Annotated in this window: 24 protein-coding genes; 10 read left to right on the top strand and 14 right to left on the bottom strand. The window is 52.4% G+C overall.

Annotated features, from left to right (window positions below; translation table 11 throughout):
- Positions 1 to 3 precede the first annotated feature (3 nt).
- From JI741_RS22800 to JI741_RS22770, 7 genes are all read left to right on the top strand, one after another.
- Complete coding sequence (locus JI741_RS22800; protein ID WP_202013731.1) at positions 4 to 435, top strand: QcrA and Rieske domain-containing protein; 432 nt, start codon at positions 4 to 6, stop codon at positions 433 to 435.
- A gap of 17 nt (positions 436 to 452) precedes the next feature.
- Complete coding sequence (locus tag JI741_RS22795; RefSeq protein ID WP_202013730.1) at positions 453 to 1526, top strand: imelysin family protein; 1074 nt, start codon at positions 453 to 455, stop codon at positions 1524 to 1526.
- A gap of 35 nt (positions 1527 to 1561) precedes the next feature.
- A complete protein-coding gene (locus JI741_RS22790; protein ID WP_236676232.1) occupies positions 1562 to 2947 on the top strand; it encodes a di-heme oxidoreductase family protein in 1386 nt (461 codons plus the stop codon).
- Position 2948: 1 nt separating this feature from the next.
- The gene (locus JI741_RS22785) at positions 2949 to 3602 is read left to right on the top strand and encodes a LuxR C-terminal-related transcriptional regulator (protein WP_202013729.1); all 654 of its coding nucleotides are present in this window, start codon (positions 2949 to 2951) and stop codon (positions 3600 to 3602) included.
- Positions 3603 to 3736: 134 nt separating this feature from the next.
- A complete protein-coding gene (locus tag JI741_RS22780; protein ID WP_236676231.1) occupies positions 3737 to 4894 on the top strand; it encodes a PepSY-associated TM helix domain-containing protein in 1158 nt (385 codons plus the stop codon).
- Between the two features lie 83 nt (positions 4895 to 4977).
- The gene (locus tag JI741_RS22775; RefSeq protein WP_202013727.1) at positions 4978 to 7296 is read left to right on the top strand and encodes a transglycosylase domain-containing protein; all 2319 of its coding nucleotides are present in this window, start codon (positions 4978 to 4980) and stop codon (positions 7294 to 7296) included.
- A 24-nt stretch (positions 7297 to 7320) separates the two neighbouring features.
- A complete protein-coding gene (locus tag JI741_RS22770) occupies positions 7321 to 8109 on the top strand; it encodes a PhzF family phenazine biosynthesis protein (RefSeq protein WP_202013726.1) in 789 nt (262 codons plus the stop codon).
- A gap of 18 nt (positions 8110 to 8127) precedes the next feature.
- On the opposite strand, the gene JI741_RS22765 is transcribed toward JI741_RS22770, so the two are convergent.
- The 7 genes from JI741_RS22765 to JI741_RS22735 all read right to left on the bottom strand — a co-directional run bounded on the left by JI741_RS22765 (position 8128) and on the right by JI741_RS22735 (position 16424).
- The gene (locus JI741_RS22765) at positions 8128 to 9282 is read right to left on the bottom strand and encodes a 2,5-dihydroxypyridine 5,6-dioxygenase NicX family protein (RefSeq protein ID WP_202013725.1); all 1155 of its coding nucleotides are present in this window, start codon (positions 9280 to 9282) and stop codon (positions 8128 to 8130) included.
- A 225-nt stretch (positions 9283 to 9507) separates the two neighbouring features.
- Positions 9508 to 12087 (bottom strand): aconitate hydratase, encoded by a 2580-nt coding sequence (locus tag JI741_RS22760; protein WP_236676230.1) that lies wholly within the window; start codon positions 12085 to 12087, stop codon positions 9508 to 9510.
- A 4-nt stretch (positions 12088 to 12091) separates the two neighbouring features.
- Positions 12092 to 12625: a MarR family winged helix-turn-helix transcriptional regulator gene (locus tag JI741_RS22755; RefSeq protein WP_202013724.1), complete on the bottom strand. Its 534-nt coding sequence runs from the start codon at positions 12623 to 12625 to the stop codon at positions 12092 to 12094.
- Positions 12626 to 12674: 49 nt separating this feature from the next.
- Positions 12675 to 13364, bottom strand: a complete 690-nt coding sequence (gene folE, locus JI741_RS22750) for a GTP cyclohydrolase I FolE (protein WP_202013723.1) — start codon at positions 13362 to 13364, stop codon at positions 12675 to 12677.
- Positions 13324 to 13734 (bottom strand): 6-pyruvoyl trahydropterin synthase family protein, encoded by a 411-nt coding sequence (locus JI741_RS22745; RefSeq protein ID WP_202013722.1) that lies wholly within the window; start codon positions 13732 to 13734, stop codon positions 13324 to 13326. Before JI741_RS22745 ends, folE begins: the two co-directional genes overlap by 41 nt.
- Positions 13735 to 13821: 87 nt before the next feature.
- Entirely contained in the window at positions 13822 to 14727 is a 906-nt protein-coding gene (locus tag JI741_RS22740) for a PorP/SprF family type IX secretion system membrane protein (protein ID WP_202013721.1), read from the bottom strand.
- Positions 14728 to 14771: 44 nt separating this feature from the next.
- Positions 14772 to 16424 carry a T9SS type B sorting domain-containing protein gene (locus JI741_RS22735; RefSeq protein WP_202013720.1) on the bottom strand — a complete coding sequence of 551 codons (1653 nt, stop codon included), beginning with the start codon at positions 16422 to 16424 and terminating at the stop codon, positions 14772 to 14774.
- A gap of 384 nt (positions 16425 to 16808) precedes the next feature.
- Between JI741_RS22735 and JI741_RS22730 the strand changes: the two genes are divergently transcribed.
- Genes JI741_RS22730 through JI741_RS22720 form a run of 3 tightly spaced genes read left to right on the top strand, consistent with a single transcriptional unit; the run spans position 16809 to position 20018 of the window.
- Entirely contained in the window at positions 16809 to 17465 is a 657-nt protein-coding gene (locus JI741_RS22730; RefSeq protein ID WP_202013719.1) for a phosphoadenylyl-sulfate reductase, read from the top strand.
- Between the two features lie 14 nt (positions 17466 to 17479).
- Positions 17480 to 18400: an NAD-dependent epimerase/dehydratase family protein gene (locus JI741_RS22725; RefSeq protein WP_202013718.1), complete on the top strand. Its 921-nt coding sequence runs from the start codon at positions 17480 to 17482 to the stop codon at positions 18398 to 18400.
- 37 nt (positions 18401 to 18437) lie between these two features.
- The gene (locus JI741_RS22720) at positions 18438 to 20018 is read left to right on the top strand and encodes a Na+/H+ antiporter (protein ID WP_202013717.1); all 1581 of its coding nucleotides are present in this window, start codon (positions 18438 to 18440) and stop codon (positions 20016 to 20018) included.
- A 77-nt stretch (positions 20019 to 20095) separates the two neighbouring features.
- On the opposite strand, the gene JI741_RS22715 is transcribed toward JI741_RS22720, so the two are convergent.
- The 7 genes from JI741_RS22715 to sufC are packed head-to-tail and all read right to left on the bottom strand — an operon-like array spanning position 20096 to position 25036.
- The gene (locus JI741_RS22715) at positions 20096 to 20512 is read right to left on the bottom strand and encodes a BrxA/BrxB family bacilliredoxin (protein WP_202013716.1); all 417 of its coding nucleotides are present in this window, start codon (positions 20510 to 20512) and stop codon (positions 20096 to 20098) included.
- Between the two features lie 33 nt (positions 20513 to 20545).
- Positions 20546 to 20899, bottom strand: a complete 354-nt coding sequence (locus JI741_RS22710) for an SUF system Fe-S cluster assembly protein (protein ID WP_202013715.1) — start codon at positions 20897 to 20899, stop codon at positions 20546 to 20548.
- Complete coding sequence (locus tag JI741_RS22705) at positions 20896 to 21330, bottom strand: SufE family protein (protein WP_202013714.1); 435 nt, start codon at positions 21328 to 21330, stop codon at positions 20896 to 20898. The genes JI741_RS22710 and JI741_RS22705 overlap by 4 nt, the downstream gene beginning before the upstream one ends.
- Entirely contained in the window at positions 21327 to 21674 is a 348-nt protein-coding gene (locus tag JI741_RS22700; RefSeq protein ID WP_202013713.1) for a hypothetical protein, read from the bottom strand. Before JI741_RS22700 ends, JI741_RS22705 begins: the two co-directional genes overlap by 4 nt.
- Before the next feature lie 37 nt (positions 21675 to 21711).
- Positions 21712 to 22956, bottom strand: coding sequence for an aminotransferase class V-fold PLP-dependent enzyme (locus JI741_RS22695; RefSeq protein ID WP_236676229.1), 1245 nt, complete (start codon positions 22954 to 22956; stop codon positions 21712 to 21714).
- 4 nt (positions 22957 to 22960) lie between these two features.
- On the bottom strand, positions 22961 to 24271 hold the full coding sequence (gene sufD / locus JI741_RS22690) for a Fe-S cluster assembly protein SufD (protein ID WP_202013712.1): 1311 nt from the start codon (positions 24269 to 24271) through the stop codon (positions 22961 to 22963).
- A 9-nt stretch (positions 24272 to 24280) separates the two neighbouring features.
- Positions 24281 to 25036, bottom strand: coding sequence for a Fe-S cluster assembly ATPase SufC (sufC, locus tag JI741_RS22685; protein WP_202013711.1), 756 nt, complete (start codon positions 25034 to 25036; stop codon positions 24281 to 24283).
- Positions 25037 to 25075: the final 39 nt, after the last annotated feature.

Genomic DNA, 25075 nt, shown 5'->3' with positions numbered 1-25075 from the left:
AGCATGAAGACGAGACGAGAATTTTTGAAAGACACCTGCACCACCTGCCTCGGCACGGTGGCCCTGGGGTTCACGTTTTCACAACTCTCTTCCTGTTCGTCGCTTCCGGTATTTAAAGCCAATCTCGAACAGAAAACAGTGACCGTGCCGTTGACCTCGTTTGCCGAAAGCAACCTGGTGATCGTGCGCGACATGCAAGTGCAGTTCGACATTCTGCTGGTGAAGAAAAGCGCCGAAGAATACAACGCCCTGCACATGAAATGCTCTCACCGCGACAACCCTGTGTCGGCCACCAAATCGGGCCTCTATTGTCCGGAACACGGCAGCACGTTCGACCTCGACGGCAACGTGACCAAGGAGCCGGCGCCGCTTCCTCTCAAGAAATTCAAGACAACGTTATCGGACCAGAACATTACCATCGATCTTAACTCATAATCATAATTCATACACACATGAAGAAATCCTATATAAACCTGTTGCTGAGTGGCGCTGTGGTGGTGAGCCTGGCCAATTGTTCGAGCGACGAAAGCACACCGGCGGTGAACACCGAACTGAACGCACAAGTGTTGACGGAGTTCTCGACCAACTTGCCCCAAACCGTATACGGCTCACTGGCCTCGAAGACCAGCACACTTTATGATCAGGTTGTGGCCCTGTCGACCGACGGAGCGACCGACGCAGAATTGAATGCTGCGCGCACCACCTGGAAGCAAGCCCGCGAAGCCTGGGAACAATCGGAAGCATTTTTGTTCGGCCCCGTATCGACCGAAGACATCGATCCACGCATCGACACATGGCCCGTGAACTTTCAGGATTTGGATGCTCAGTTGGCCAGCGAAAATGAATTTACAGAAGCCTACATCGATGACCTCGATGATGCCCTGAAAGGTTTTCACCCCATCGAGTATCTCATCTTTGGCGAAAACGGCGACAAAGCGGCCGACGAACTTTCGGCTCGCGACCTTGAATACCTGACTGGCCTGGCCAAGAACCTGAAGACTCTCACAGCCGACCTCAACGCTTCGTGGCAACCCTCAACCTCCAATAGCTACTATACCGCATTTGTGAACGCCGGCAATGGCAGCGCAGTTTACCCCACACAACTGAGCGCCTACGAAGAACTGGTGAATGCCATGGTGGGCATCTGCGAAGAAGTGTCGGATGGAAAAATTAAGGAACCTTTTGTGGCAAAAGATCCTTCGCTTGAAGAATCGCCGTTTGCGAAAAATTCTATCATCGATTTCACCAACAACATCAAGGGTGTGCAGGCGGTTTACCTCGGCAAATACACAGCCGATGGAAAAGGCCTCGAAGACGTGGTGCGTGCCCACAACCTGCAACTTGACAGCGATCTGAAATTGAAAATGGCCAGCGCCATCGCGGCATTGGATAACATTAAAGTTCCTTTCGGCGAAGCCATCATTGACAAACCCCTGCAAGTGCAAGCGGCCATTGATGCCATCGCGGAATTGAAAGAAATTCTGGATCAGCAGCTGTTGCCTTTTGTGCAGCAGCATGCAAAGTAGGTAACATATAGACAAGGACACGGCGATTTGACGAGATGAGGAAGGATAAGATTATAGTGCGGCTGTTCATGATCATCGGCATCATTGTGTCTGTCTACGCGTGTGTAGAACCCGATGCCTTACAGGATTCGGACTACAGTGAGTGGTTGTCGGGCGGATCGCAGACGGTGTTCGACAATGGTGTCGGCGCGTTCAGCACAGCATTCCCCAACCTCACGAGCGCACGCGAGCATGTGCATGGCATTGGCGATGGCGCGTTTGGTCAGACATTCGTTACGGCGCCGGCGCCTATCAACCCGGGCCTTGGCCCCATCTTCAACAACGTGTCGTGCACCTCGTGTCACGTCAACGACGGGCGTGGCAAACCACCCGGCGCTGGCGAACAACTCTCGTCATTGTTGATTCGCATCAGCATTCCCGGCACCGACGCGCACGGTGGCCCCAACCCCGTGCCCGGTTTTGGCGGACAGCTGCAGCAGCGCGGCATCTTTGGTGTTGCACCCGAAGCGTTGGTGAAGATTGAATACACCGAGAAACAATATACATTCGCCGACGGCGAGGCTTATTCGCTTCGCTTTCCGACCTATAGCCTGCAGAATCCCTACACAGCTTTGCCCGCCGGCGTCATGATCTCGCCGCGCATAGCCCCACCGGTGTTTGGCCTGGGCTTGCTGGAAGCGATTGACGAAGCCGACATCCTGGCCAATGCCGATGTGGAAGACATGAACGACGACGGCATTTCGGGCAAACCGAACTATGCCTGGAATGTTGTGGAAGGCAAAATGACACTGGGCAAGTTTGGATGGAAAGCCGCCAACCCCTCGGTGTTGCAGCAGTCGGCCGGTGCCTATAACGAAGACATGGGCATCACCAACTTCATCTTCCCGCACGAAACCGCCATGGGCCAATCCCAATACGACGGTCGTGACGACGAGTATGAAGTGAGCGACAGTTTGTTGCACAGCGTAGCGTTTTATATCCGCACCCTTGGCGTGCCGGCACGCCGCTCGGCCGACGATGCTGTGGTGTTGCAGGGAAAAAAATTGTTTGTGGAGGGCAAGTGCGCACAATGTCACGTGCCGCGCTTCCGCACAAAAACAGATGTTGCGTTCCCGGAGATTTCGAACCAGGTCATCTTTCCCTACACCGACGTGCTGGTGCACGACATGGGCGAAGACCTGGCCGACAACCGCCCCGACTTTGACGCCAACGGTCGCGAGTGGCGCACCGCTCCGCTTTGGGGAATCGGGTTGACCCGCATCGTGAATGGTCATCAAAACTTTTTGCACGACGGACGCGCCCGCACACTTCTGGAAGCGATTATGTGGCACGGGGGCGAAGCGGAACAATCGAAAGACTTTGTGAGCAACCTGTCAAAGACAGATCGCGATAAGCTGGTTAAATTTTTAGAATCGTTGTAAGGTGAGGAACGTACCCTTCAAAATCCTTTTGGCCGATAGTCAGGCACTGACCGCCGCCGGTATGGTGCACCTGCTGGGGAACCGCGACGAATTTGAAATCGTGGCCAATGTGAACCATCGCGACGAACTGATTGACCTCGTGCACAAGCACAGACCCCAGTTGCTGGTGGCCGACTATAACCTTCCCGGATTCATCACCATCGAAGACCTTCAGGATGTGACCAAGGTGCAAACCGCACCCAACATCCTCGTGGTGTCGGCCGACGATTCCAAGAATTCAATCCTGGAAGTGTTGCAATTGGGTGTGAAAGGCTACGTCACCAAAGACTGCTCACGCGAAGAAGTGATGATGGCCGTGCAGTCGGTATCGAAGGGAGAAAAGTTTTTCTGCCACAAGATTCTCGACATCATCATGGAAAAACACTTTTCGCCGGAAGCACCCGCGGCCGATCCGTCGGTGCTCACGTCGCGCGAAACAGAAATTCTTTCTTTGCTGGCCACCGGGCATTCCACACAGCAGATTGCCGACACCCTGCACCTCAGTCCTCACACAGTGCATACACATCGCAAGAGCATTATCCGGAAACTCAACATCAAATCGCCGACAGAGTTTGTGATTTACGCGATGGACTTTGGATTGATCAAACCGAAATAGAGATTCTCTCTGAATGCACGTTCTGGCTTCAGATGGTTTTATAAAAGGGTTCACTTACGAATGACACGGGCCTCCACATTTTATAGCATGTCATGACGAAGAAAAAGAATTGGTTTAGAAAAATAACGGGGTGGATGCACCTCTGGCTTGGACTCACATCGGGCCTGGTGGTTTTTATCGTGGCCATCACCGGATGTCTGTATGCCTTTCAGGTGGAAATACAGGATGCCACTCAACCTTTTCGTTTTGTAGAGCAACGCGATGAAGCGTTGTTGCCACCATCACAACTGCGAGCCATTGCGGAGAAGGCCCTGCCTGGAAAGAAAATTCATGCCGTGCTCTATTCCACACCGGGCCGTGCAGTACAGGTGATCTTCTACAACTTCGAACCGGAATATTATTACTTCGTATACCTCGATCCCTACACCGGCAACGTGCTGAAAGTGACGGACGAAAACGCAGGCTTTTTCCATTTTGTGTTACAGGGACATTATTATTTGTGGCTTCCACCCACCCTTGGCCAACCGGTAGTTGCCACCGCCACCCTGGTGTTTGTGGTGATGCTGATCACCGGCATTGTGTTGTGGTGGCCCAGGAACCGTGCGGCCGCACGACAACGGTTCACCATCAAGTGGAATGCACGCTGGCGCAGAAAGAACTATGACCTGCACAATGTGATGGGATTCTATGTGTCGTGGATCGCCATCATTCTGGCGGTGACGGGTCTGGTGTGGGGCTTTCAATGGGTAGCAAGCAGCGTGTACGCCGTGGCCGGCGGAGAAAAATCACTACGCTATGCCGAGCCCGCATCTGACACTACTCTGGCACGCGGGCAGGCTACGCCCCTCGATGAAATCTGGATGACGTTGCGCCGCGAGAACCCCGATGCAAAAGTGATGGAAGTGCATGTGCCTGAAACAAACGTGTCGCCCATTGTGGTGAACGTGAACACGGAAAGCGGCACCTATTGGAAAACAGACTATCGCTATTTCGATCAATATTCGCTGAAGGAATTGCACGTGGATCACGTCTACGGAAAATTTGCCGAAGCCACCGCGGCCGACAAACTGGTGCGCATGAACTACGACATTCACGTGGGCGCCATACTGGGGTTGGCCGGAAAAATTCTCATGTTCTGTGCCAGCCTGCTTTGTGCCTCATTGCCGGTCACGGGTGTTTACATCTGGTGGGGCAGGAGAAAGAAGAGCAGGGAGGAAGAAACTGGCAAAAAGCGTGTGGTCCCTTCGCGTGTGCGCCCCGCGGTGCGGAAGGCGATGGCGAAGAATGTATAGCTCGTCTGGCAGAACAGCCTATTTTCGACCGGCACTTTGCCGTTTCATATAGTTCTTTTTACTTTCGGTAAAATCAATTCCGAATGGCCGTTACAGTTTTGCAGAAGGTATCGCGCGCGCTGCACCTTCAAAGTGTCTGGTTCCGTCGCGCAGTGAAGGCCGTCTGGATCGTTTTTTTCCTCATCATTGTCGGCGGCCCGCTCTACATCCTGTCGGTGAAATACAACCTCTTCGGATTGTATGGCGACATGCCCAGCCTGAAACAAATTGAAAATCCCGAGAACGACTTGTCGTCGGAAGTGATCTCGGCCGACGGCGTTTCGCTGGGTCGCTACTTTCGGTTCAACCGAAGCCAAGTGCCCTTCAACAAGCTTTCGCCCGCGCTGGTAAAGACGCTGATCACCTCCGAAGACATACGGTTCTATGAACACTCGGGTGTCGACTCCAAAGCGTTGATACGCGCCGTGTTGGGAGCCGTCACCTTTCGGTCGTCCGAAATCGGTGGTGGAAGCACGCTCACGCAACAGTTGGCCAAGAACCTGTTCACCCTCAACCCGGAGCTCGACGGAAGCCTGGCCAAGCTGGGGAGAACGCCGCGCCGCGTCATTCAAAAAACAAAAGAGTGGATCATCTCCATTTACCTGGAACGCCATTTCACCAAGCAGGAAATTCTGGCGATGTATCTCAATACATGCCACTTTGGAAACAACGCCTTTGGCATCAAGGTGGCAGCCGAAACCTATTTCGCCAAACAACCCGACAAGCTCAATGTGCAGGAGTCGGCCGTGCTGGTGGGCATGTTGCAATCACCCGCGCTGTTCAATCCGAAACAACATCCCGAGGCCGCACTGGCCAAACGCAACCAGGTGCTCTATAAACTCTATCGCGTAAACTATTGGAAAACAAAATTGCAATACGACTCCGTGAAGGTGTTGCCCATCGACATGAAATATTCGGTACAGAACCAAAACAAGGGACTGGCCACATACTTCCGCACGGTGATCACGCCCGAGTTGACAAAGTGGTGCAAAGAGAACGGCTACGACCTCTTGGAGTCTGGACTGCGCATTCACACTACGCTCGACAGCCGCATGCAGCGCTACGCCGAAGAGGCCGTGACGGAGCAAATGAAACAGCAGCAAAAGAAATTCAGCGATCATTGGAAAGGCCGCAACCCGTGGATAGACGACAACCGGAAAGAGATAAAAGGCTTCCTGGACTCGCGCATCAAACAATCGGACGCCTATCGAATGCTGGTGGCGAAATACGGCGTGAACAACGACTCTGTTAAAATCATGCTGAACCTGAAAAAGCGCATGACTGTGTTCACCTGGCAAGGCGAACGCGACACGTTGTTTAGTTCGATGGACTCGCTGAACTACTACAAACGCTTTTTGCAAACCGGCTTCATGTCGATGGACCCGCGCAACGGTGCGGTGAAGGCGTGGGTGGGAGGCATCAACCACAAGTATTTCAAATACGATCACGTGCGCCAGGGATCGCGTCAACCGGGTTCCACCTTTAAGCCATTTGTGTATGGCACGGCGATGGAGCAAGGCTACAATCCCAATCAGAAATTTCAGGACATATCACCCACGTTCACCGTGTCGGGCGGGAAAACATGGAGGCCCGCCAACGCGGAAGGAGACTATGGCACGGGAGAGTGGATCACCCTGAGAATGGCCCTGGCCAAGTCGAAGAACACCGTGACCGCCCAGCTGATGCAACGCGTAGGCATCGACAACGTGGTGAACTTTGCACACCGCGCCGGCATCGCCAGCAAGCTCGATGCCGTGCCCACCCTGTGTTTAGGAGTGAGCGATGTGTCGTTGTATGAGTTGGTGGGCGCGTATGGAACGTTTGTCAATCTCGGCATCTACACTGAACCGTATTATATCACACGTATAGAAGACAAGCATGGCAATTTGATACAAAGCTTTGCCCCTAAAATTCATGGTGAGGTTATCAATGAACAGACGGCCTACAAGATTTTGTATCTGCTTCGCGGCGTCGTTGAAGAACATGGTGCCGGCTCGGCAGGAATTTCCGATTTGTTGAAAGACGACAATGAAATTGGCGGCAAAACGGGAACCACCAGCAGTGCTTCCGACGGTTGGTTTATGGGCGTAACACACGACCTGGTGGCGGGAGCGTGGGTGGGTGGCGACGAACGCAGCATCCACTATGAGCGATGGTCGCTTGGCCAAGGTGGAAAAACCGCCCGCCCCATTTGGGAATCGTTTATGTTGAAGGTTTATGCCGATCGTTCACTCGGATATAAGAAAGGACAATTCAGGCGTCCATCCACACCGTTGGATATGACGCTTGATCCCGACAAGTACGAGAACATCCCTGCCGACTCGGTGGAGGATACGCGGCAGTGGGATGGACCCAATCAATAGCGATCCAGTAACGCAAGAAAAACTATGAAACTGGACTGCTATCAGGTCGACACCTTCACCGAAAAAATCTTTGGCGGAAACCCGGCATGTGTTGTGCCACTAGCCGTGTGGCCCGCCGACGATGTGCTGTTGAATATTGCGATGGAAAACGCCGTGGCTGAAACGGCCTTCTTTGTTCGCCAGGCCGACAGCATTCATCTGCGTTGGTTCACACCCGAAATTGAAATGGACCTTTGCGGTCACGCCACGTTGGCCACGGCTCATGTGCTAAAGACCATTCTCAACTATCCGGAAAATCCCATCCTGTTCGACACCCTCAGCGGTCGCCTCCGGGTGACAACCTCCGGCGATTTATATAGTCTTGATTTTCCAAGCCGGAAGCCAACACCCGAAACACCGCCCGAAGCCATTTTGAACGCATTTAGCAAAGCCCCAGTTGAAACGTTACGCGCCCGTGACTATGTGTTGGTCTATGAACGCGAACAAGACATTCGCGACATTGCCATCAATCGCCAACTTTTCGACACCGTAAATTTGGGCACCGGTGGTGTCATCGTCACGGCACCGGGGGAGCAATGCGATTTTGTGTCCCGCTTCTTCACACCCCAGGCATCCATACTCGAAGACCCTGTGACGGGTTCGGCACATTGTTCACTCGTTCCATACTGGAGCGAACGCCTCAAAAAACAAACGATGACTGCGCGCCAATTGTCAGCGCGGGGAGGGGAGTTGTTTTGCGTGGACGAAGGTTCGCGTGTTTTGATACGCGGCAAAGCCCGCACCTATTCGCAAAGCGTCTTGTGGACGGAGTGATGCGACGATGATTAAATGCTAAGGTTTCTTCAATGCCACCTTACCATCAATCTCTACCAGGTTAACATCTGCCAAGGGAAAATTAAATTGCACAGCGCGAATGTCGTTTTTGCCACCAAGAAATTGGTTGCTGCCTGTGGTGAGTGTCACCATGCCGGCTGTAGCACGAGGCCAATACAAGGCGCCGCCGGTGTTCATCGGTTTCAGGTCGGCATTGAATCCGAATGAAACACTGCCCAGCAAAACAGAGGCATCTTGTGCGGCAAATTTTCCCTTCAAACAATCGGCCCCGGTTTTGGCTGTAATGGTTTGGATCTTACCGTTCACAAACGTAAGTGTTGCCTGCGTTACGGCGTCATAGTCGCATTCACAGAGTGGCACAATCACTTTTCCATTGGCAGAGTGTTCGGCAATGCTCACCTCCACCATGTCTGCGGGAAGGCGATCAAGTTTGTTGTAAGGTGCGCGTGATGCTGCTTCGGCTTCGGTCACTGCGCCGTCGTTTGCGGCGGCAGCCCGGCCTGCTATGGAGAAGGTGAGGTTGGTGCCCGACGTGGTGGTGATGCGCACCTGCTTGGCGTTGGCGAGCAGCCCCTTCAACCGTTTCACCAGCTTTTCAACGTCGTTGTTGTGTGTGGTAATGGCCTTCCAGGTCATTTGCTCGTAGGCGTCATAGTTCAGCGAAAGTCCTTCGGCGAAGGCGCGTGTGGGATAAGTCACATAGAGTATGCGCGTGTGCGATTTGAGGAGGGCTTCGCGAATCACAGTCTGTTGTGCGTCGGCCACGGTGGCGGTGATGTCTTTGAAGAGCCAGCGTGGTTCTTTGTCGAAAGGAGTGAGGATGATGCAGGCGTCGGCGGTGTTGAGCCACTCCACAAGTTTTTCGGGGGGAGAGAGTTCACCCGTCAGAAAGTTGTTCATGCTTTCGGTGCCTTGAAATTTATCGGGATTCAGTTTGGGCAAGTGTTTGGCACCGAGGGTTTCGCAGACTTTGCCGAGGGCCTCCATGAGGGGCACGGCGTTTTGGTCGCCATAGATGTATACAGTTTCGCCGGCTTTGATGCCGATACTTTTCGTGGCTATGTTTTTGGCGAGGGTATCGTAGTTGATTTGCTGCGCCCAGGTTGCAGCAAGCGGTAGCGTTAGCAGGAGGAAGAGTAAATTCTTTTTCATCACGAGAGAGTCAATTCACGGTAGTAACGAACGACGTCTCTATGTGTTTGAAGAAACAGATGTTTTTTTTCGGCGTATGGCTGGATGGTTGGTTTGGTGTTCGAACGGTGCCGTGACGTAAAAAAATCACATCCCATACGTGGGCCTGCACGTGTGTGTCATCGTTTGAAAAAGAAAAAGGCCCCCGACAAGTCGGGAGCCTTTTAAAACGATGTTGATGATATTCTATTTTTTCTTTGCCGCTTTCTTGGCTGCTTTTTTAGGAGCTGCTTTTTTCACGACTTTCTTCACGGCTTTTTTAGCGACCACCTTTTTTGCTTTTGCCTTTTTAGGCGCAACCTTCTTGGCGACTACTTTTTTCGCTGCCTTTTTAGGCGCTGCTTTTTTGGCTACCACTTTCTTCGCTGCTTTTTTGGGAGCTGCCTTCGTGGCTTTCTTGGGCGCTGCTTTTTTGGCGGCGGCTTTCGGTGCAGCTTTTTTGGGCGCTGCTTTCGCGGCGGCTTTAGGAGCTGCTTTGGCGGCAGGTTTTGCTACGGCTTTCGGTTTAGCGCCTCCACCCATCATGTTGAGGGCCGAGCCGGCTTTGAACCATTCAATCTGTCCCTTATTATAAGTGTGGTTCACCGTGATTGATTCTTCGGTGCCGTTGCTGTGGTGAAGCACCAGGGTGAGGGGTGTTTCGGGAGCAAACGTGGTGAGGCCCACAATGTCGATCACATCGTCTTCGAGGATCTTGTTGTAGTCTTCCTTGTTGGCAAATGTGAGGCCCAGCATGCCCTGCTTCTTCAGGTTGGTTTCGTGAATGCGGGCAAACGATTTCACCAGGATGGCGCGCACGCCCAGGTGACGGGGTTCCATCGCGGCATGTTCGCGCGACGATCCTTCGCCGTAGTTTTCGTCACCCACCACAATCGAGCCGATGCCTTGTGCTTTGTAGGCACGCTGCACTTTGGGCACTTCGTCGAACTGGCCGGTGAGGTTATTTTTTACGCTGTTGATTTTTTCGTTGAAGAAGTTGGTTGCCCCGATGAGCAGGTTGTTGGAAATGTTGTCGAGGTGACCGCGATATTTCAGCCACTTGCCGGCCATCGAGATGTGATCGGTCGTACATTTTCCTTTTGCCTTGATGAGGAGGCGCAGGCCGCGAAGGTCTGTTCCTTCCCAAGCCTTGAACGGCGCCAGCAACTGCAAGCGGTCTGAAGTAGGGCTCACTTTCACCTGAACTTTGCTGCCGTCTTTGGCGGGAGCCACGAAGCCCGGATCTTCCGCATCAAAACCACGCTTGGGCAGTTCGTCGCCGGTAGGAGGGTCGAGCTTCACCTGTTCGCCTTTCTCGTTGGTGAGGAAGTCGGTTTGCGGGTTGAAGGTAAGGTCGCCGGCAATGGCCAGGGCCGTTACCAATTCGGGCGATCCCACAAACGCATAGGTGTTGGGGTTGCCGTCGTTGCGCGACTGGAAGTTACGGTTGAAGGAGTGAACGATGGTGTTCTTCTCTTTCTTGTCGGCCCCCACACGGTTCCACATGCCAATGCAAGGTCCGCAGGCGTTGGCAAATACTTTCGCCCCGATCTTGTCGAAGGCGTCAATAAATCCGTCGCGGTCGATGGTGTAGCGCACCACTTCCGATCCCGGGGTGATGGTGAACTCCGCTTTGGTCTTCAGGCCTTTGTCGGCCACCTGGCGGGCAAGGCTTGCGGCGCGTGAAATGTCTTCATACGATGAGTTGGTGCAAGAGCCGATGAGGCCTACTTCCACTTTGGTGGGCCATCCGTTTTTGGAGGCCTCTTCTTTCATCTTCGAAATAGGCGTGGCCAGGTCGGGCGTGAACGGACCGTTGAGGTGCGGCTCCAGCTCGTCGAGGTTGATCTCCACTACCTGGTCGAAATATTTTTCGGGATCGGCATATACTTCCGGATCGCCCGTTAGGTGTTCTTTTATTTTGTTGGCAAGCTTGGCCACTTCAGAACGACCGGTGGCGCTGAGGTAGCGTTCCATCGATTCGTCATAACCAAAGGTCGAAGTGGTTGCGCCGATCTCGGCCCCCATGTTACAGATGGTGCCTTTGCCGGTGCAGCTCATGGACGTTGCGCCTTCGCCGAAATATTCCACGATGGCGCCGGTTCCACCTTTCACGGTGAGGATACCCGCCACTTTCAGGATCACATCTTTAGCTGAAGTCCAACCGTTCAGTTTGCCGGTCAGCTTCACGCCGATGAGTTTGGGGAATTTTAGTTCCCAGGCCATACCGGCCATTACATCAACGGCATCTGCGCCGCCCACACCAATGGCCACCATGCCGAGGCCGCCGGCGTTCACGGTGTGCGAATCGGTTCCGATCATCATGCCGCCGGGGAATGCGTAGTTCTCCAACACAACCTGGTGAATGATGCCGGCGCCGGGTCTCCAGAATCCGATGCCATATTTATTGGATACCGACGAAAGGAAATCGAATACTTCCTTGCTCTCGGTGTTTGCGTTTGTCAAATCTTCTGCTGCGCCGGTCTTGGCCACAATGAGGTGATCGCAGTGTACGGTTGAGGGCACAGCCACTTTGGGCTTGCCGGCCGACATGAATTGTAACAATGCCATCTGCGCCGTAGCATCCTGCATGGCCACACGGTCGGGCGCGAAGTCTACGTATGATTTACCCCGTCCGAAGTTTTCCAGTTTCTGGTCTGCATGGAGGTGGGAGTAAAGAATTTTTTCGGAAAGGGTGAGGGGGCGGTTAACAACTTTTCGAGCCTTGGCGATGCTGGCGGGCATTTTCGCATACAAGGCTTTGATCATGTCTAAATCGAATGCCATAGTTTTATAATTTTAGCGCTGCTAAAGTAATAATTTTTTCATCGGAATGATGGGTATGCGTTGAACCACTTATATGAGTGGTCTCGTCGCATGACCTTATTTTATCCAACAGCTGATTGAGCATCAGGGTTTCCGGCTCCGTCAGATTCCCCAGAAGCTTTCCCAGGGTGTCGACCTGGGGATCCATGATTTGTAAAAGTTCGATTCCTTTGTCCGTAATGCTCACGTCCACAGAGCGTTTGTCTTTCTGGCCGCTCTGGCGGTTCACCAACCCCTTGATGCGCAGACGTTCTACAATGCGCGACACATCCGACATCTTGTCGAACATGGAACGTTTGATGACGTTGACAGAAATGTGGTGGGGATGGTGCCGTTTCAGGATTCGCAGCACGTTGTATTGTTGGCGGGTGACCTCATTATTTTTGAAGAGGTCGTTCATCTGGTCTACAAGATAGTAGTAGGTATACAAGATGTTAATAAGCGCACGCTGATGTTCGCTGCGAACATCAGCCAGCATGATATCCTTCTCAAGGGACATAGGAATGACTACTTAGGTTTAGGTTCTACCAAAGTAGCCATTTTTTAGCCTATTTGCTGTTGATGTAGTTTAAAAATTCGCGTTTGATGTTCTCGTCTTTGAATTTTCCGGAGAAGTAAGCTGTCCCGGTTTTGCTGTTGGTGTCGCCCACGCCGCGCGAGGCCACGCACATGTGGTTGGCATCAATCACAACGCCAACGTTTTCGGTATGCAACACCCGCTCCATTTCCTTGCCGATCTGCACGGTCAAACGCTCCTGAACCTGAGGGCGTTTGGAGAAATATTGCACGATCCGGTTGATCTTCGACAGGCCAATCACCTTGCCATCGGAAAAATAGGCCACGTGGGCTTTGCCATAGATGGGCACAAAGTGATGCTCGCAATGCGAGTAGAACGTAATGTCCTTCTCCACCAGCATCTGGTCGTAGTTATACTTGTTTTCGAACAGTCGGGCGTTGGGGCGGTTCTGCGGGTTCAAGCCGCTAAACACTTCCTTCACATACATCTTGGCCACCCGGCGCGGCGTGCCGCTGAGGCTATCGTCGTTCAGGTCCAGACCCAGAATGGTCATGATCTCATGGAAATGTTTTTCGATTCGTTCGATCTTCACTTCGTCGCTCAGCTCGAAGGCATCGGCGCGAAGGGGTGTCTCGATCGAAGACAAGGGGTGCTCGTCTTCCATGTCGTCGTCAGCGGGTTTAATCGGCCGGATATTCAACGAAATTTCTTTCTGTCTCATACAAAGTAATTTTCAGGTCCAAATTCGAATCAATGTGTTGTCGCAGTATCCGCCAGATAATGAGCGTGATATTCTCCGCTGTGGGGTTCAGGTTCTTGAAGTATTCCGTGTCCAGGTTCAGATTCTTGTGGTCGAATTTAAGCAGCACGTGCTCGCGAATGAGGTCGCTCAGCACTTTGAGGTCGAACACATAGCCGGTGTCGGGATCGGCTTCACCGGTGAGGCTCACGATGAGCTCGTAGTTGTGGCCGTGATAGTTGGGATTGTTGCACTTTCCGAATATACGGGAGTTCTCTTCGGCGGTCCACGCTGGATTGTGGAGACGATGGGCCGCATTAAAATGTTCTTTTCGGGAAACCTTAACCTTCATTTCGTAAAGTTAAACAGGTTTGGTTGCAAAAGGTTCATGTTTTACCCCCTCGCGGGTTCCCAAATTGAAAACAAAGCCGTTTTTCTTTTAAAAATTGGTAATAGTGGTGTCGTGCGAACGGAGCAATGCCAGGTTCAGCCCAAAGCTGAATTCGTGGGTTGTGAAGCGTGTGCCGACCGAAGCGTTGGTGGGCACCTCGAAGGCATATCCCAACCGGTAGGCTTCACCCAATCGAACCTGCGCCAGAAATCCATAGGTGTTGAAGTTCCGGGTGAACAACGATGCCGTGTAGCGCTCGTCGATGTTGAGGGCCGCGTTATAGTCGGTCGAGAACGGAGCGCCCTTCACGCCCTTCAGCAAAACCGAGGGCTTGAACCGCAGGCGTTCCGTGAGGTGAAACACATAGGCTCCCATCAGGTAGTAATGCTGGCTGTAGAGCTGGGCGCTGAACTGGTCGCCAGCACTTTCCGCCTTCAGCAGGCGCGGTGCCGACAGGCCAATGAGGAAACGCTCGTTGCTCACCATCATGCCGGCGCCAATGCTGGGTTTGATCAGGTTTTGATCGCTGTTGAAGGCTGGGTCGCTGGGGTCGTAGGGGTTCAGTTCCGAGTTGATGCTCCGGTAGTTAATGAGCCCGCCCTGAAGCCCGAACGAAATGCTTTTGTCGTCAACATGGATGCGATAGGCGTAGGTGGCCACCGCCTCGGTGTTGTTGGAGTTGCCCGACCGGTCGCGCACAACCAGCATGCCCAGTCCCATCTTGTTGTTCATCAACGACGAGTGCACGCTCACGCTGGCCGTGGTGGGGGCGCCGTCGAAGCCTCCCCACTGCCGCCGGTAGGTAAGGGCTGCGTTGAAGTTTTTGTTCAGTCCCGTATAAGCCGGGTTGATGACCAGCGGGTTGTTGAGGTATTGAGCATAAAGCGGATCTTCCTGGGCCCAGGCGGGCATAGCAAGGATGATGCAGAGAAGTGCAGGTAGAAGTCGTTTCATAGGACAAAGGTTCGGCGATGCTGGGAGCGGGTCTTTTTCGATGTTTATTGTTGAAGGGCAACGTAGCCGGTCATGGCGGAGCGGCCGTCGCCAAATTCAATTTTATAGAAATACGTGCCCGAGGGTAAACTTCTCCCATCGCTTCCAAAGCCTTCAAACCGTTTGCCGGGTGTTTCGTCGTTATAGTTCTGGGTTCCAAAGACCAGATCGCCCCACCGGTTAAAGATGCTCACGCGGTTGTCGGGGGGTAGGTTCATGATGCGCATATAGTGATTGTCGCCGGGGCTGTTGGGCGCCACGGCGTTGTGCACCACAATGTCGCCGGTGCGCTTAATGGCGGTGGGGTCTACCTGCCACGTCAGTATTTTTTCGGTGCAGGCGCCCAGCGCGTCGCAGGCTCTTAGGCGGAGCTGGTCTGTGCCCTTAAAGGAGTTGCCGGTGTAGTCGATGGTAAGCACATGGCCGGTCAGCGATGCCCTCGCCTGGCTGATGGGTTGGTCCACAATGGCGAAGCCGTTGGGGTCAAGATTGCTGTCGGGGTCGGAGGTGAACTGCAGGAGGTCGAAGCTTACCTGCCCGGTTTCTGAGCCGGGGTTGGGCTGCACGATCACCGGCGGTTTGTTGCAACCTGCTTCCACGGTCAGGGTGTAGTTGCCTGCCGGCAGACCACTGATGTCGGCTGTGTTGGCGGCAAAGTTGTTGGGGCCTTTCCACGAAACAGAGTAGGGCACCTTGGGATCTTCAACGGTCACGTTGATGGCGCCATCGAACTTGATGCATTGGGTGTTAGCCTTCAGCAAGTCAAGCTTCACATTGATGTTGGGAACCGACTGATCGGCGATAACGAGGGCCCTGGTGTCGGTTGACGATACAGTTGTCTGGCAAAGCGAGAGTCGGTCGGTTATCGTAAAACCATAAACCCCACGGTCGAGGCCAATGGGGTTTTGTTGTGTCGACACGGTCTGGCCATCTTTGATCCAGGCAATGTCATACGGGCCGGGTGTGCCGGTAACGACGAGGGAGGCGGCCCCATCGAAGGGGCTGCTGCATTGAGTATTAGCCACGATATCTTTCAATACAAATTGAGGCGCCACGGTCTGTTCTGCCACCACAAAAGCCTGATAGCCCGAGCATCCCGACACCACGTCGCTCACGTATACGCCGTAGTTTCCGCCGCGAACCTTCGTCAGATCCTCCACGGTTCCCGGAATGCCATAGGTTTCCAGGTCATACCACAGCGATTGATATTTTCCCGATCCGCCCGTTGTGCGCACATCCAGGGCGCCGTTGGGCGTTGCGCAAGATGTGTTGGGCGTGGCAGTAACAAGACTGACCGTCAGAAGATTATTAGCTCGAATGTAAATCGTTTTTGTAACTGTGCAACCCAGCTTTGTGTCGGTTGCTTTCAGGGTGTAGGAGCCGGCTTTGAGACCGGTCAGGTTCTTTGTGGTGACCTGTGTGGCGTCGGGCATCGTCCATTGGTAAGTGTAGGTGCCCGAGCCGCCCGCCACGGTGGGGGTAATGCTTCCATTGGCCACCGCGCAGCTGTTCACATCCGTAGACACGGTGGTGATAGACATGGACGAGTTGATGGTGAAGCCATAGACATAACTTCCGCAGTAGGGGGCCTGGATGTCGGTGACTTCCAGGAAATAGCTTCCGGCCGAAACCTGTGTGAGGTTCTTTTGGGAGGACACTACTTGTGCGGATTGATCTTTCCATTGGAACAAATAATCACCGGATCCACCCACAAGGCCGATGGAAATAGCACCATCTTTTTTGTCGCACGCGGATGAATTTGTGATTGTTTGTGTTACTGACAGTGGGCAGTTACAGCTGGCAGCGCTTCCCACGGAATACGACTGCGTGAATTTCTTGGTCTGACCGAACACGACCTGGCTACAAATCGCCAGCAGTGTAAGCAAGACTGCTAAAAGAAAGCGATATTTCGATTTCAAGGTTAAACTACTGGTTTAGGTTTAAGGAAATCGAATATAGTAGTTTAAAGTATCTGTTCGGTGTTACCAAATAGTTAAATTGATTATTAGGTAGTTAGAGTGTTTTAATTAAACGATAAGTTGATGAAATTTGAGGATATTCAGACGAAGTTGAATTCGTATAAAGATGCGGGAAAGACCCTTTTTACCAGCTCTTCCTTTCAATCGCATAGCCTCGTGCTGCTGCATATGCTGAGCCGGATCGACAAAACGATACCGGTCTATTTCATAAATACGGGCTTCCATTTCCCTGAAACCGTGAGCTTCCGCGACCAGATCACGGAGCAGTTTGGCCTCAATACCATCGACCTCAAGTCGGACGTTCCCAAGTTTATGCAGCGCGATCCTGAAGGGCGTCTGCTCTTCACCTCCGACCCCGACCACTGCTGCCAGCTGAACAAGACCCAGCCCATGGACGCCATCCTGTTGGCAAAAGACGTCTGGATAAACGGGGTGCGTGCCGACCAAAGCGCCGTGCGCGCTGCCATGAAAGTGGAGCAACCCGCCAAGCACGGATGTCTGCGCTTTCACCCCATGCTGGACTGGAACCCGAAAATGATCTGGCAATACCAAAAGGAATATAACCTTCCCAAGCATCCCCTGGAAGAAAAGGGATTTATCAGTATAGGTTGTGAGCCGTGTACCCGTAAATTAGATCCCGAAATGCAGGAACGCGAAGCCCGTTGGTTCGGCATGAACAAAGTGGAATGCGGTCTCAACACAGATTTAGTCACCAAATAATCACGTAAACAAGAATGAAGGTTTTAGTAACGGGCGGTGCCGGCTACATGGGCACCGAGTTAATCAATTTGCTGGTTTCCAATAATTCGGTCGATGAGGTGATTGTCTACGACAACCTCAGCCGGTTAAACTATAATTTGTTTCTCGGTCTCAAGTTGCAAAAGCACGCCAAGCTCACCTTTGTGAAAGGCGAGCTTCTGGATTCGCGGTCGCTCCGGAAGGTGTTGAAAGGGGTGGACGTGGTCTATCACCTGGCCGCCAAAGTAACGACCCCCTTCGCCAGCGCCGATGCCCATGCCTACGAGCAGGTGAACCATTGGGGCACGGCCGAGTTGGTCTATGCCGTAGAGGAAAGCGATGTGAAGAAGTTCATCTACACCAGCAGCACGGGAGTGTATGGTTCGTCGGCCGGCGCGGTGGATGAGCAGTCGACCACCGACCCGAAAAGCTTCTATGCCATTTCGAAGCTGCGGGGCGAAGAGCACGTGCGCCGGCTGGTCAACAAAATGGACACCTGGATTTTGCGCTGCGGCAACGTGTATGGCTACAGCAAAAGCATGCGCTTCGACTCTGTCATCAACAAGTTTGTGCTGGAGGCTAACTTCAACAAGCGGGTCACCATCCAGGGCGACGGCAAGCAGTCGCGCTCGTTCATCCACATCGACCTCATCTCGAATGCCCTCAACAACCTGCTCACCAGCGACCTGCCCCGCGGCACCTACAACCTGGTGGAGCGGACCATAAAGGTTTTTGACATCGTTGATGAATTGAAGCAGCTAATTCCGGAATTGGAGTTTATCTTTATCAATCAACACCTCACCCTTCACGAGCTGAAGGTCAAGGAAAATCAGCAGGTCAATCAGGCCTTGGGCATCAACAACCCCAAACTCTTGAAAGAAGAGCTGCAGGAATTCCTGGCGAGGTTTAGTTTCTGATCCAACATTATTTTAAAGTATAGGCTAACAGAATAGCATGGAGAACATTGCTACCGTAATTATATTGCTCGCCGTGGTAACGGCTCTGGCGGAAGTGACCGACCGGATCAAAGTGCCCTATCCGATCTTGCTGGTATTGGCGGGTATTGCCATCAGTCTCGTGCCCGGCCTGCCCGTTATCACCCTGAACCCGGAAGTGGTGTTTCTGGTTTTTCTTCCTCCTATATTATATGCGGCGGCGTGGACTACATCGCTGGCGGAGTTCAAAGCCGCGCGCCGGTCCATCACGTTGCTGGCCACGGGGTGTGTGATCTTCACCACCTGTGCGGTGGCTTGGGTAGCCCACATTTTTATACCCGACCTGAGCTGGCCCGAAGCGTTTGTGCTGGGCGCCATCATTTCGCCACCCGATGCCGTGGCGGCCGCTGCCGCCACCAAGGGGCTGGCCATACCTAAAAGAGTGACTACGATTTTGGAAGGCGAGAGCTTGGTGAACGACGCCACGGGGTTAATCGCCTATAAGTATGCCGTGGCGGCTGTCGTCACCGGGGTCTTTAATGTGTGGGAGGCGGGCCTTCAGTTTTTTGTGGTGGCCGGTGTGGGCATAGTGCTCGGGTTGCTGGTTGGATTGGTTTTTAAATGGATTCACAAACTCACACCCGACAACCCGACCACCGATACAACGCTTACTTTTCTCGCTCCGTTTGTGGCCTACCTGTCTGCGGAAAGCATTCACGTGTCGGGTGTGTTGGCGGTGGTGGTGTGCGGGCTTTACCTTGGGCGACAATCATCGAAGATATTCTCACAGCAGGGACGGTTGCAGGCCTATGGCGTTTGGGATACGGTGATCTTCATGCTCAACGGCATTATCTTTATTCTCATTGGCCTTCAGCTTCGCGTGGTGATGGAGGGGATGGAAGAGCATTCGTTTGGTACGTTGTTGTGGTATGGGGCGATTGTGAGCGTGGCCGTGATTTTGGGACGCATCATTTGGGTCTATCCGGGAACCTATATTCCGCGGATCATCAAAAGAATACGAACCACCGAACCAAAGCCCAGCATGAAGACGGTCACCGTTGTGGCATGGTCGGGCATGCGGGGCGTGGTGTCGCTGGCGGCCGCCCTGGCTTTGCCACTCACCACCATGGGCGACGAACCTTTCCATAATCGCAACCTCATCATTTTCCTTACCTTCTGCGTGATCCTCTCAACCCTGGTATTGCAAGGCCTGACGTTGCGTCCGCTTATCAACTGGCTGGGTATTGAGGTTGACAATGCGGAGCATGAGCGCGAACAGCAGGCCCGTTTGAGAATAGCGTCGTCGGTGATTGAGCACATTGAGGAAAACTATTCGCTGGCGTTGAGCGACGAGGTGTTAAATCAGATCAAAACCAAATACGAAATCCGTATCCAGCGCATCCGGAAAGATCAGACGCAGCAGCGTTTGGCCGAGCAGGAGATTAATGAGTTTCACCGCATCCAGAAAGAATTGTTAAATCGCGAGCGCGAACTCACCCTGTCGTTGCGCGATCAGGGAAAGATCAGTGACGAAGCTCTTCGGAAAATTGAATACGAGCTTGATCTGGAAGAAACCCGCCTGATCCTGGAACAGGCCTGACGGATTGGAGGCGGCATTAAAAAAGGGATTGCTCTTTTCGAACAACCCCTTTACACTATTCTTTACTTAAAACTTTCTTAACAAAACTCGTCGAAGACCTCCACCAGGTGCTGCCCGATCATTTGGGCATTGCGACCTTCGATGTGGTGACGCTCCACGAAGTGCACCAGCTCGCCGTCTTTGAAAAGGGCGATGGCCGGAGAAGAAGGAGGGTAGGGCAACGTGAATTCACGGGCTTTCGCTACTGCATCTTTGTCTACACCGGCAAACACGGTCGCCAGGTTATTGGGTTTCTTGTCGGTATGCTGCAAGGCCCATTTCACACCCGGACGAGCAGCCCCTGCCGCACATCCGCAAACGGAGTTAATCACCAAAAGGGTCGTTCCCTTCAGGTTTTTAAGATTATTCTCCACCTCGTCAGAGGTTTTGAATTCAGTAAAGCCCGCGCTGGTAAGGTCAGTACGCATCGGAGCCACTAATTGTTCGGGATACATAGTTTACAAAGTTAATTGTATTGGTATAACAAATTATAGGAATCCAAGTTCCAGTTTGGCCGCTTCCGACATCATATCCTGCGAATACGGCGGGTCAAAAGTAAGCTCAACTTTGACATCGTTCACGCCTTCGATGGCTTTTAATTTCTGCTCCACTTCACTGGGAATGGCTTCGGCCGAAGGGCAGGAGGGGGACGTGAGGGTCATCTGCACATACACATTGTTGACCGGGTACACATTCATTTCGTAAATGAGGCCCAGTTCATAAATATCTACGGGAATTTCGGGGTCATACACCGTTTTTATGGCGGCCATCACTTTGTCCTGAAGATCAGGAATGGCCGTGGTAGACACCACTTTTTCGATGGGTTGGGATTGGTCACTCATGATTTCACTTCCTGTTTAGTTTTGAAGGCGAGTGCGTATAGTTTCATTTGTTTTATCATGGCCGCAAAGCCATTGGAACGTTGGGTTCCAATGAAGCGTTCCATGCCTATTTTCTTCATAAAGAACAGGTCGGCGTTCAGAATGGTTTCAGGGGGCTGGCCGTTGAAGATGCGCACCAGCAAACTCACCAGTCCTTTGGTGATGGCGGTGTTGCTGTCGGCCGTGAAGTATACTTTGTCGTTTTCAAGGTTACCGGTGAGCCACACTTTAGACTGGCATCCTTTCACCACGTTTTCTTCGGTGCGATCGGCTTCGTTCAGGGGGGGGAGCTTTTGGCCCAATTCCATGATGTAGAAAACGGTCATTTCCATGTCGCCGTCGAGCAACGAAAACTCACTGACAATCTCCTCCTGTATTTCGTCGATGCTCATCTATAGATTGCTTTTTCCAGTTTGGAAACCCGATCGGGCAGATCGGTGAGTTTCTCCACTTCGTTTGCCAGCTTTACGATGGCCCGGGTGTTTTCGGCGGTTTGCAAATTCAGTTTTACAAGTTCGCCTTTCATACCCCCGACTTCGTATTTAAGGTCGTATACCTCGCCCCTTAGTTCGTGTACTTCACCCCTTAGGTCTTGGATCTCGTACTTTAATTCAGTTCGTAGGTCCTGAATCTCGTCCTTCAATTCAGTTCTTACACCGCGGATTTCACCTGTCATGGTGTCTTGCTTGATCAGCACTTCGGCCAACAGCTCAATAATTCGTTTCTCGTTTTTCATAAAAATCTTGAAGAGTTTTTAATTTTTATGAGGGTACTTACTTCATAAAATTAATAATCCTCTCCAATCCTTCCACAAGTTGATCAACTTCCTTTTTAGTGTTGTAAATAGCGAAGGAAGCGCGCACAGTTCCCTCAATTTCGTAGCGATCCATGAGGGGTTGCGTGCAATGATGGCCCGTGCGCACGGCAATTCCGCGGGCATCGAGCATCTGGCCAATATCAAACGGATGTATTCCGTCCACGGTGAATGACAACACGCTCACTTTGTGTGCAGCGGTTCCAATCAGTTTCACACCTTTCAGTTTTGAAACACGTTCGGTTGCGTACAGCAACAGTTCGTGTTCGTAGGCTGCCATGGTTTCGCGACCCAGTCCGGTGATGAAGTCCATCGCGTATTTAAAAGCCACCACATCGCCAATGTTGGGCGTGCCGGCTTCGAATTTATAGGGCAGGTCGTTGTAGGTGGTTTTTTTGAACGTCACCTCTTTAATCATTTCGCCGCCGCCGTGGTAGGGAGGCATTTTCTCCAGCTGTTCTTTTTTGCCGTAGAGAAAACCTGTGCCGGTGGGGCCATACATTTTGTGGGCCGACACGGCATAGAAGTCGCAGTCCAGATCCTGGACATCAATTTCCAGGTGTGCTCCGGCTTGTGCACCGTCGATGAACACCACAGCGCCAACTTCGTGGGCCAGGCGGATAATTTCTTTTATGGGATTGATGGTGCCCAGGCTATTGGATGCATGGTTCACCGACACAATTTTGGTTTTAGACGAAAGCAGTTTCCGATAGGTGTCCAGGTCGAGTTCGCCATTGTCGTTCACGGGAATGACCTTGAGTGTGGCGTTCTTTTCTTCGCACACAAACTGCCAGGGCACAATGTTGGAATGATGTTCCAGCTCCGACACAATGATCTCGTCGCCTTCTTTCACAAAGGTTCGGCCATAGGAGGTAGCCACCAGGTTGATGCCTTCGGTGACGCCGCGGGTGAAAATGATTTCCTGTTCGGATGCCGCGTTAATGTATTGTTTCGCCGTGTGGCGGGTTTGTTCAAAGGCTTTTGTCGCTTTCTCTGCCAAGGTGTGGATGCCACGGTGAATGTTGGCATTATATCCTTTATAATAGTCCGTTAGCGCGTCGATGACCACCAGCGGTTTTTGCGAGGTGGCGGCGTTGTCGAGATAAACAAGGTCGCGTCCGTTAACAGTTTGATGCAGGATGGGGAATTCTTTCCTGATCTTTTCAACGTCGATTACGGACAGGGCAGGAGAAGCTGTGGTCATGGTCTTAGAAGTTTTTGTGGAGCCGTTCACTCACTAACTTATCCAGGTAGGCTTTAAGTTCGGGGATTTTCACATTTTCCAGGATCTCGCCCACAAATGCGTAGAGCATCATGGCACGGGCAGTGTCTTTGGCAATGCCTCGGGCTTGCAGATAGAACAATGCTTCTTCGTCGAGCTGGCCGGTGGTGCAACCGTGGGAGCATTTCACATCGTCGGCCCAGATTTCGAGCTGGGGCTTTGTGTTCACCTGGGCCTTGTCGGAGATGATGATGTTCCGGTTGGCTTGAAAGGCATTGGTTTTCTGGGCTTGTGGTCTTACGTATATTTTTCCGTTGAAAACTCCTTTGGAGTTTCCATCCATCACGCCCTTGTAGAGTTCGTTGCTGAACGAGTTGGCTTTCCGGTGATCTACCACGGTGTGGTTATCAGCCAGTGTATCGTTGGTCACCAGATATAGTCCAAACATGTGCGATTCAATGCCTTCGCCGTCCAGCGAAAGCTGGAGGTTGTTGCGCACGAGCTTGCCGGCAAGCGTGAACGTATAGGTGTTCACCCGGCTCGACCGTTCCTGGTGAATGTTGGTGCCTGCCCACTGATAGCGGTTGCCGGCATCGTTTTGAATGGTGTATAAATTGAAGCCCGCGTTCTCTGCTACTTCGGCTTCGGTGATTGTTGTCGAGAAATGATTGTCTGAACCCAGCGAGTCATATTTTTCAATGACGGTGACTTCGCTGTTCGTGCCGGTCACAATCAGGTTTCGCCCGGCTGTGATGACCTGGCCCTGACGGGCATCGTGAATGTGATAGACAAGAACAGGCTTGTCAACAACTTTGCCGTTGGGCACGTGAATGAATACGCCGTCGCTCCACGCGGCGGTGTTCCAGGCGGCAAACGGATCGGTTGCTACGTCGGTGTATTTTGCAAGGTGGGCGAGGGCCACAGGGTGGTTGTCGTTCACCGCTTTGCCCAGGCCCGAGATAGTTACTTGGTCGGTGGGCGATACAATGACAGAATGTTCAACTGAAAACAAGCCGTTGATGATAACGATGACGTTACCTTCAACACCGGGAATAAAAAATTCTTTGGCGTCCAGCGATTGCGCTGCGGCATTCGGTTTGTCGAGTGCGAAATTCCGTTGCAGCAGGCGCGTGATGGGCGTTTGCTTATATTCTTCCGACTTGTTTTCTGGTAATGTTAATTTCTGAAAGGCCGCGAGGGCTTCTTTCCGGTTTTCCTGCGAAGGAAACCGGGCCAGACTTTTTTCGATGATGCTCACCACTTCTGCCGTGGTGTTCTTTTCTACCGCTACGCTCATGTTGTGTGCTTAGGCTACCGCCACTTCGTCCTTGATCCAATCGTATCCTTTTGCCTCCAGTTCCAGCGCGAGTTCTTTCGTGCCGGACTTCACAATCTTACCCTTGTAGAGCACGTGAACAAAATCCGGTACGATATAATCCAGCAGACGCTGATAGTGTGTGACCACTATGACAGCGTTTGATTTTGTGCGCAGTTTGTTGACACCGTTGGAGACAATTTTCAACGCATCGATGTCGAGGCCCGAATCGGTTTCGTCGAGGATGGCGAGCTTGGGTTCCAGCATGGCCATCTGGAAAATCTCATTGCGTTTTTTCTCACCACCCGAAAAGCCTTCGTTGAGTGAACGGTTCAGCAACGACTGATCGATTTCCACGAGCTTCATTTTTTCTTTCATCACTTTCAGAAACGATACGGCATCCAGGGGTTGCTGTCCGCGGTATTCCAGAATCTGGTTCACGGCAGTTTTCATAAAGTTGATGGTGCTCACACCGGGGATTTCCACGGGATATTGAAAGGCGAGAAACATGCCTTCGCGAGCGCGATCTTCGGGCGAAAGCTCCAACAGATTTTTACCGAGGAAATCGACTTCGCCTCCGGTCACTTCATATTCCTCGCGACCTGCCAGCACCGATGCCAGTGTGCTTTTGCCCGAGCCGTTGGGGCCCATGATGGCATGCACTTCGCCAGGTTTCACATCCAGGTTTATGCCGTTCAGGATTTGCTTGTCGCCGATCTTCGCTGTAAGATTCTTTATGCTTAACATAGTTCCAATAGAAAATTCAATACTGAGATAAGAATGATA

Origin of the sequence: Chryseolinea lacunae, from assembly GCF_016735595.1 — a bacterium.
Classification (GTDB): Bacteria; Bacteroidota; Bacteroidia; order Cytophagales; family Cyclobacteriaceae; genus Chryseolinea; species Chryseolinea lacunae.
The sequence above is the reverse complement of the archived record's forward strand: the minus strand, read 5'-3'. Positions and strand labels throughout refer to the sequence as shown.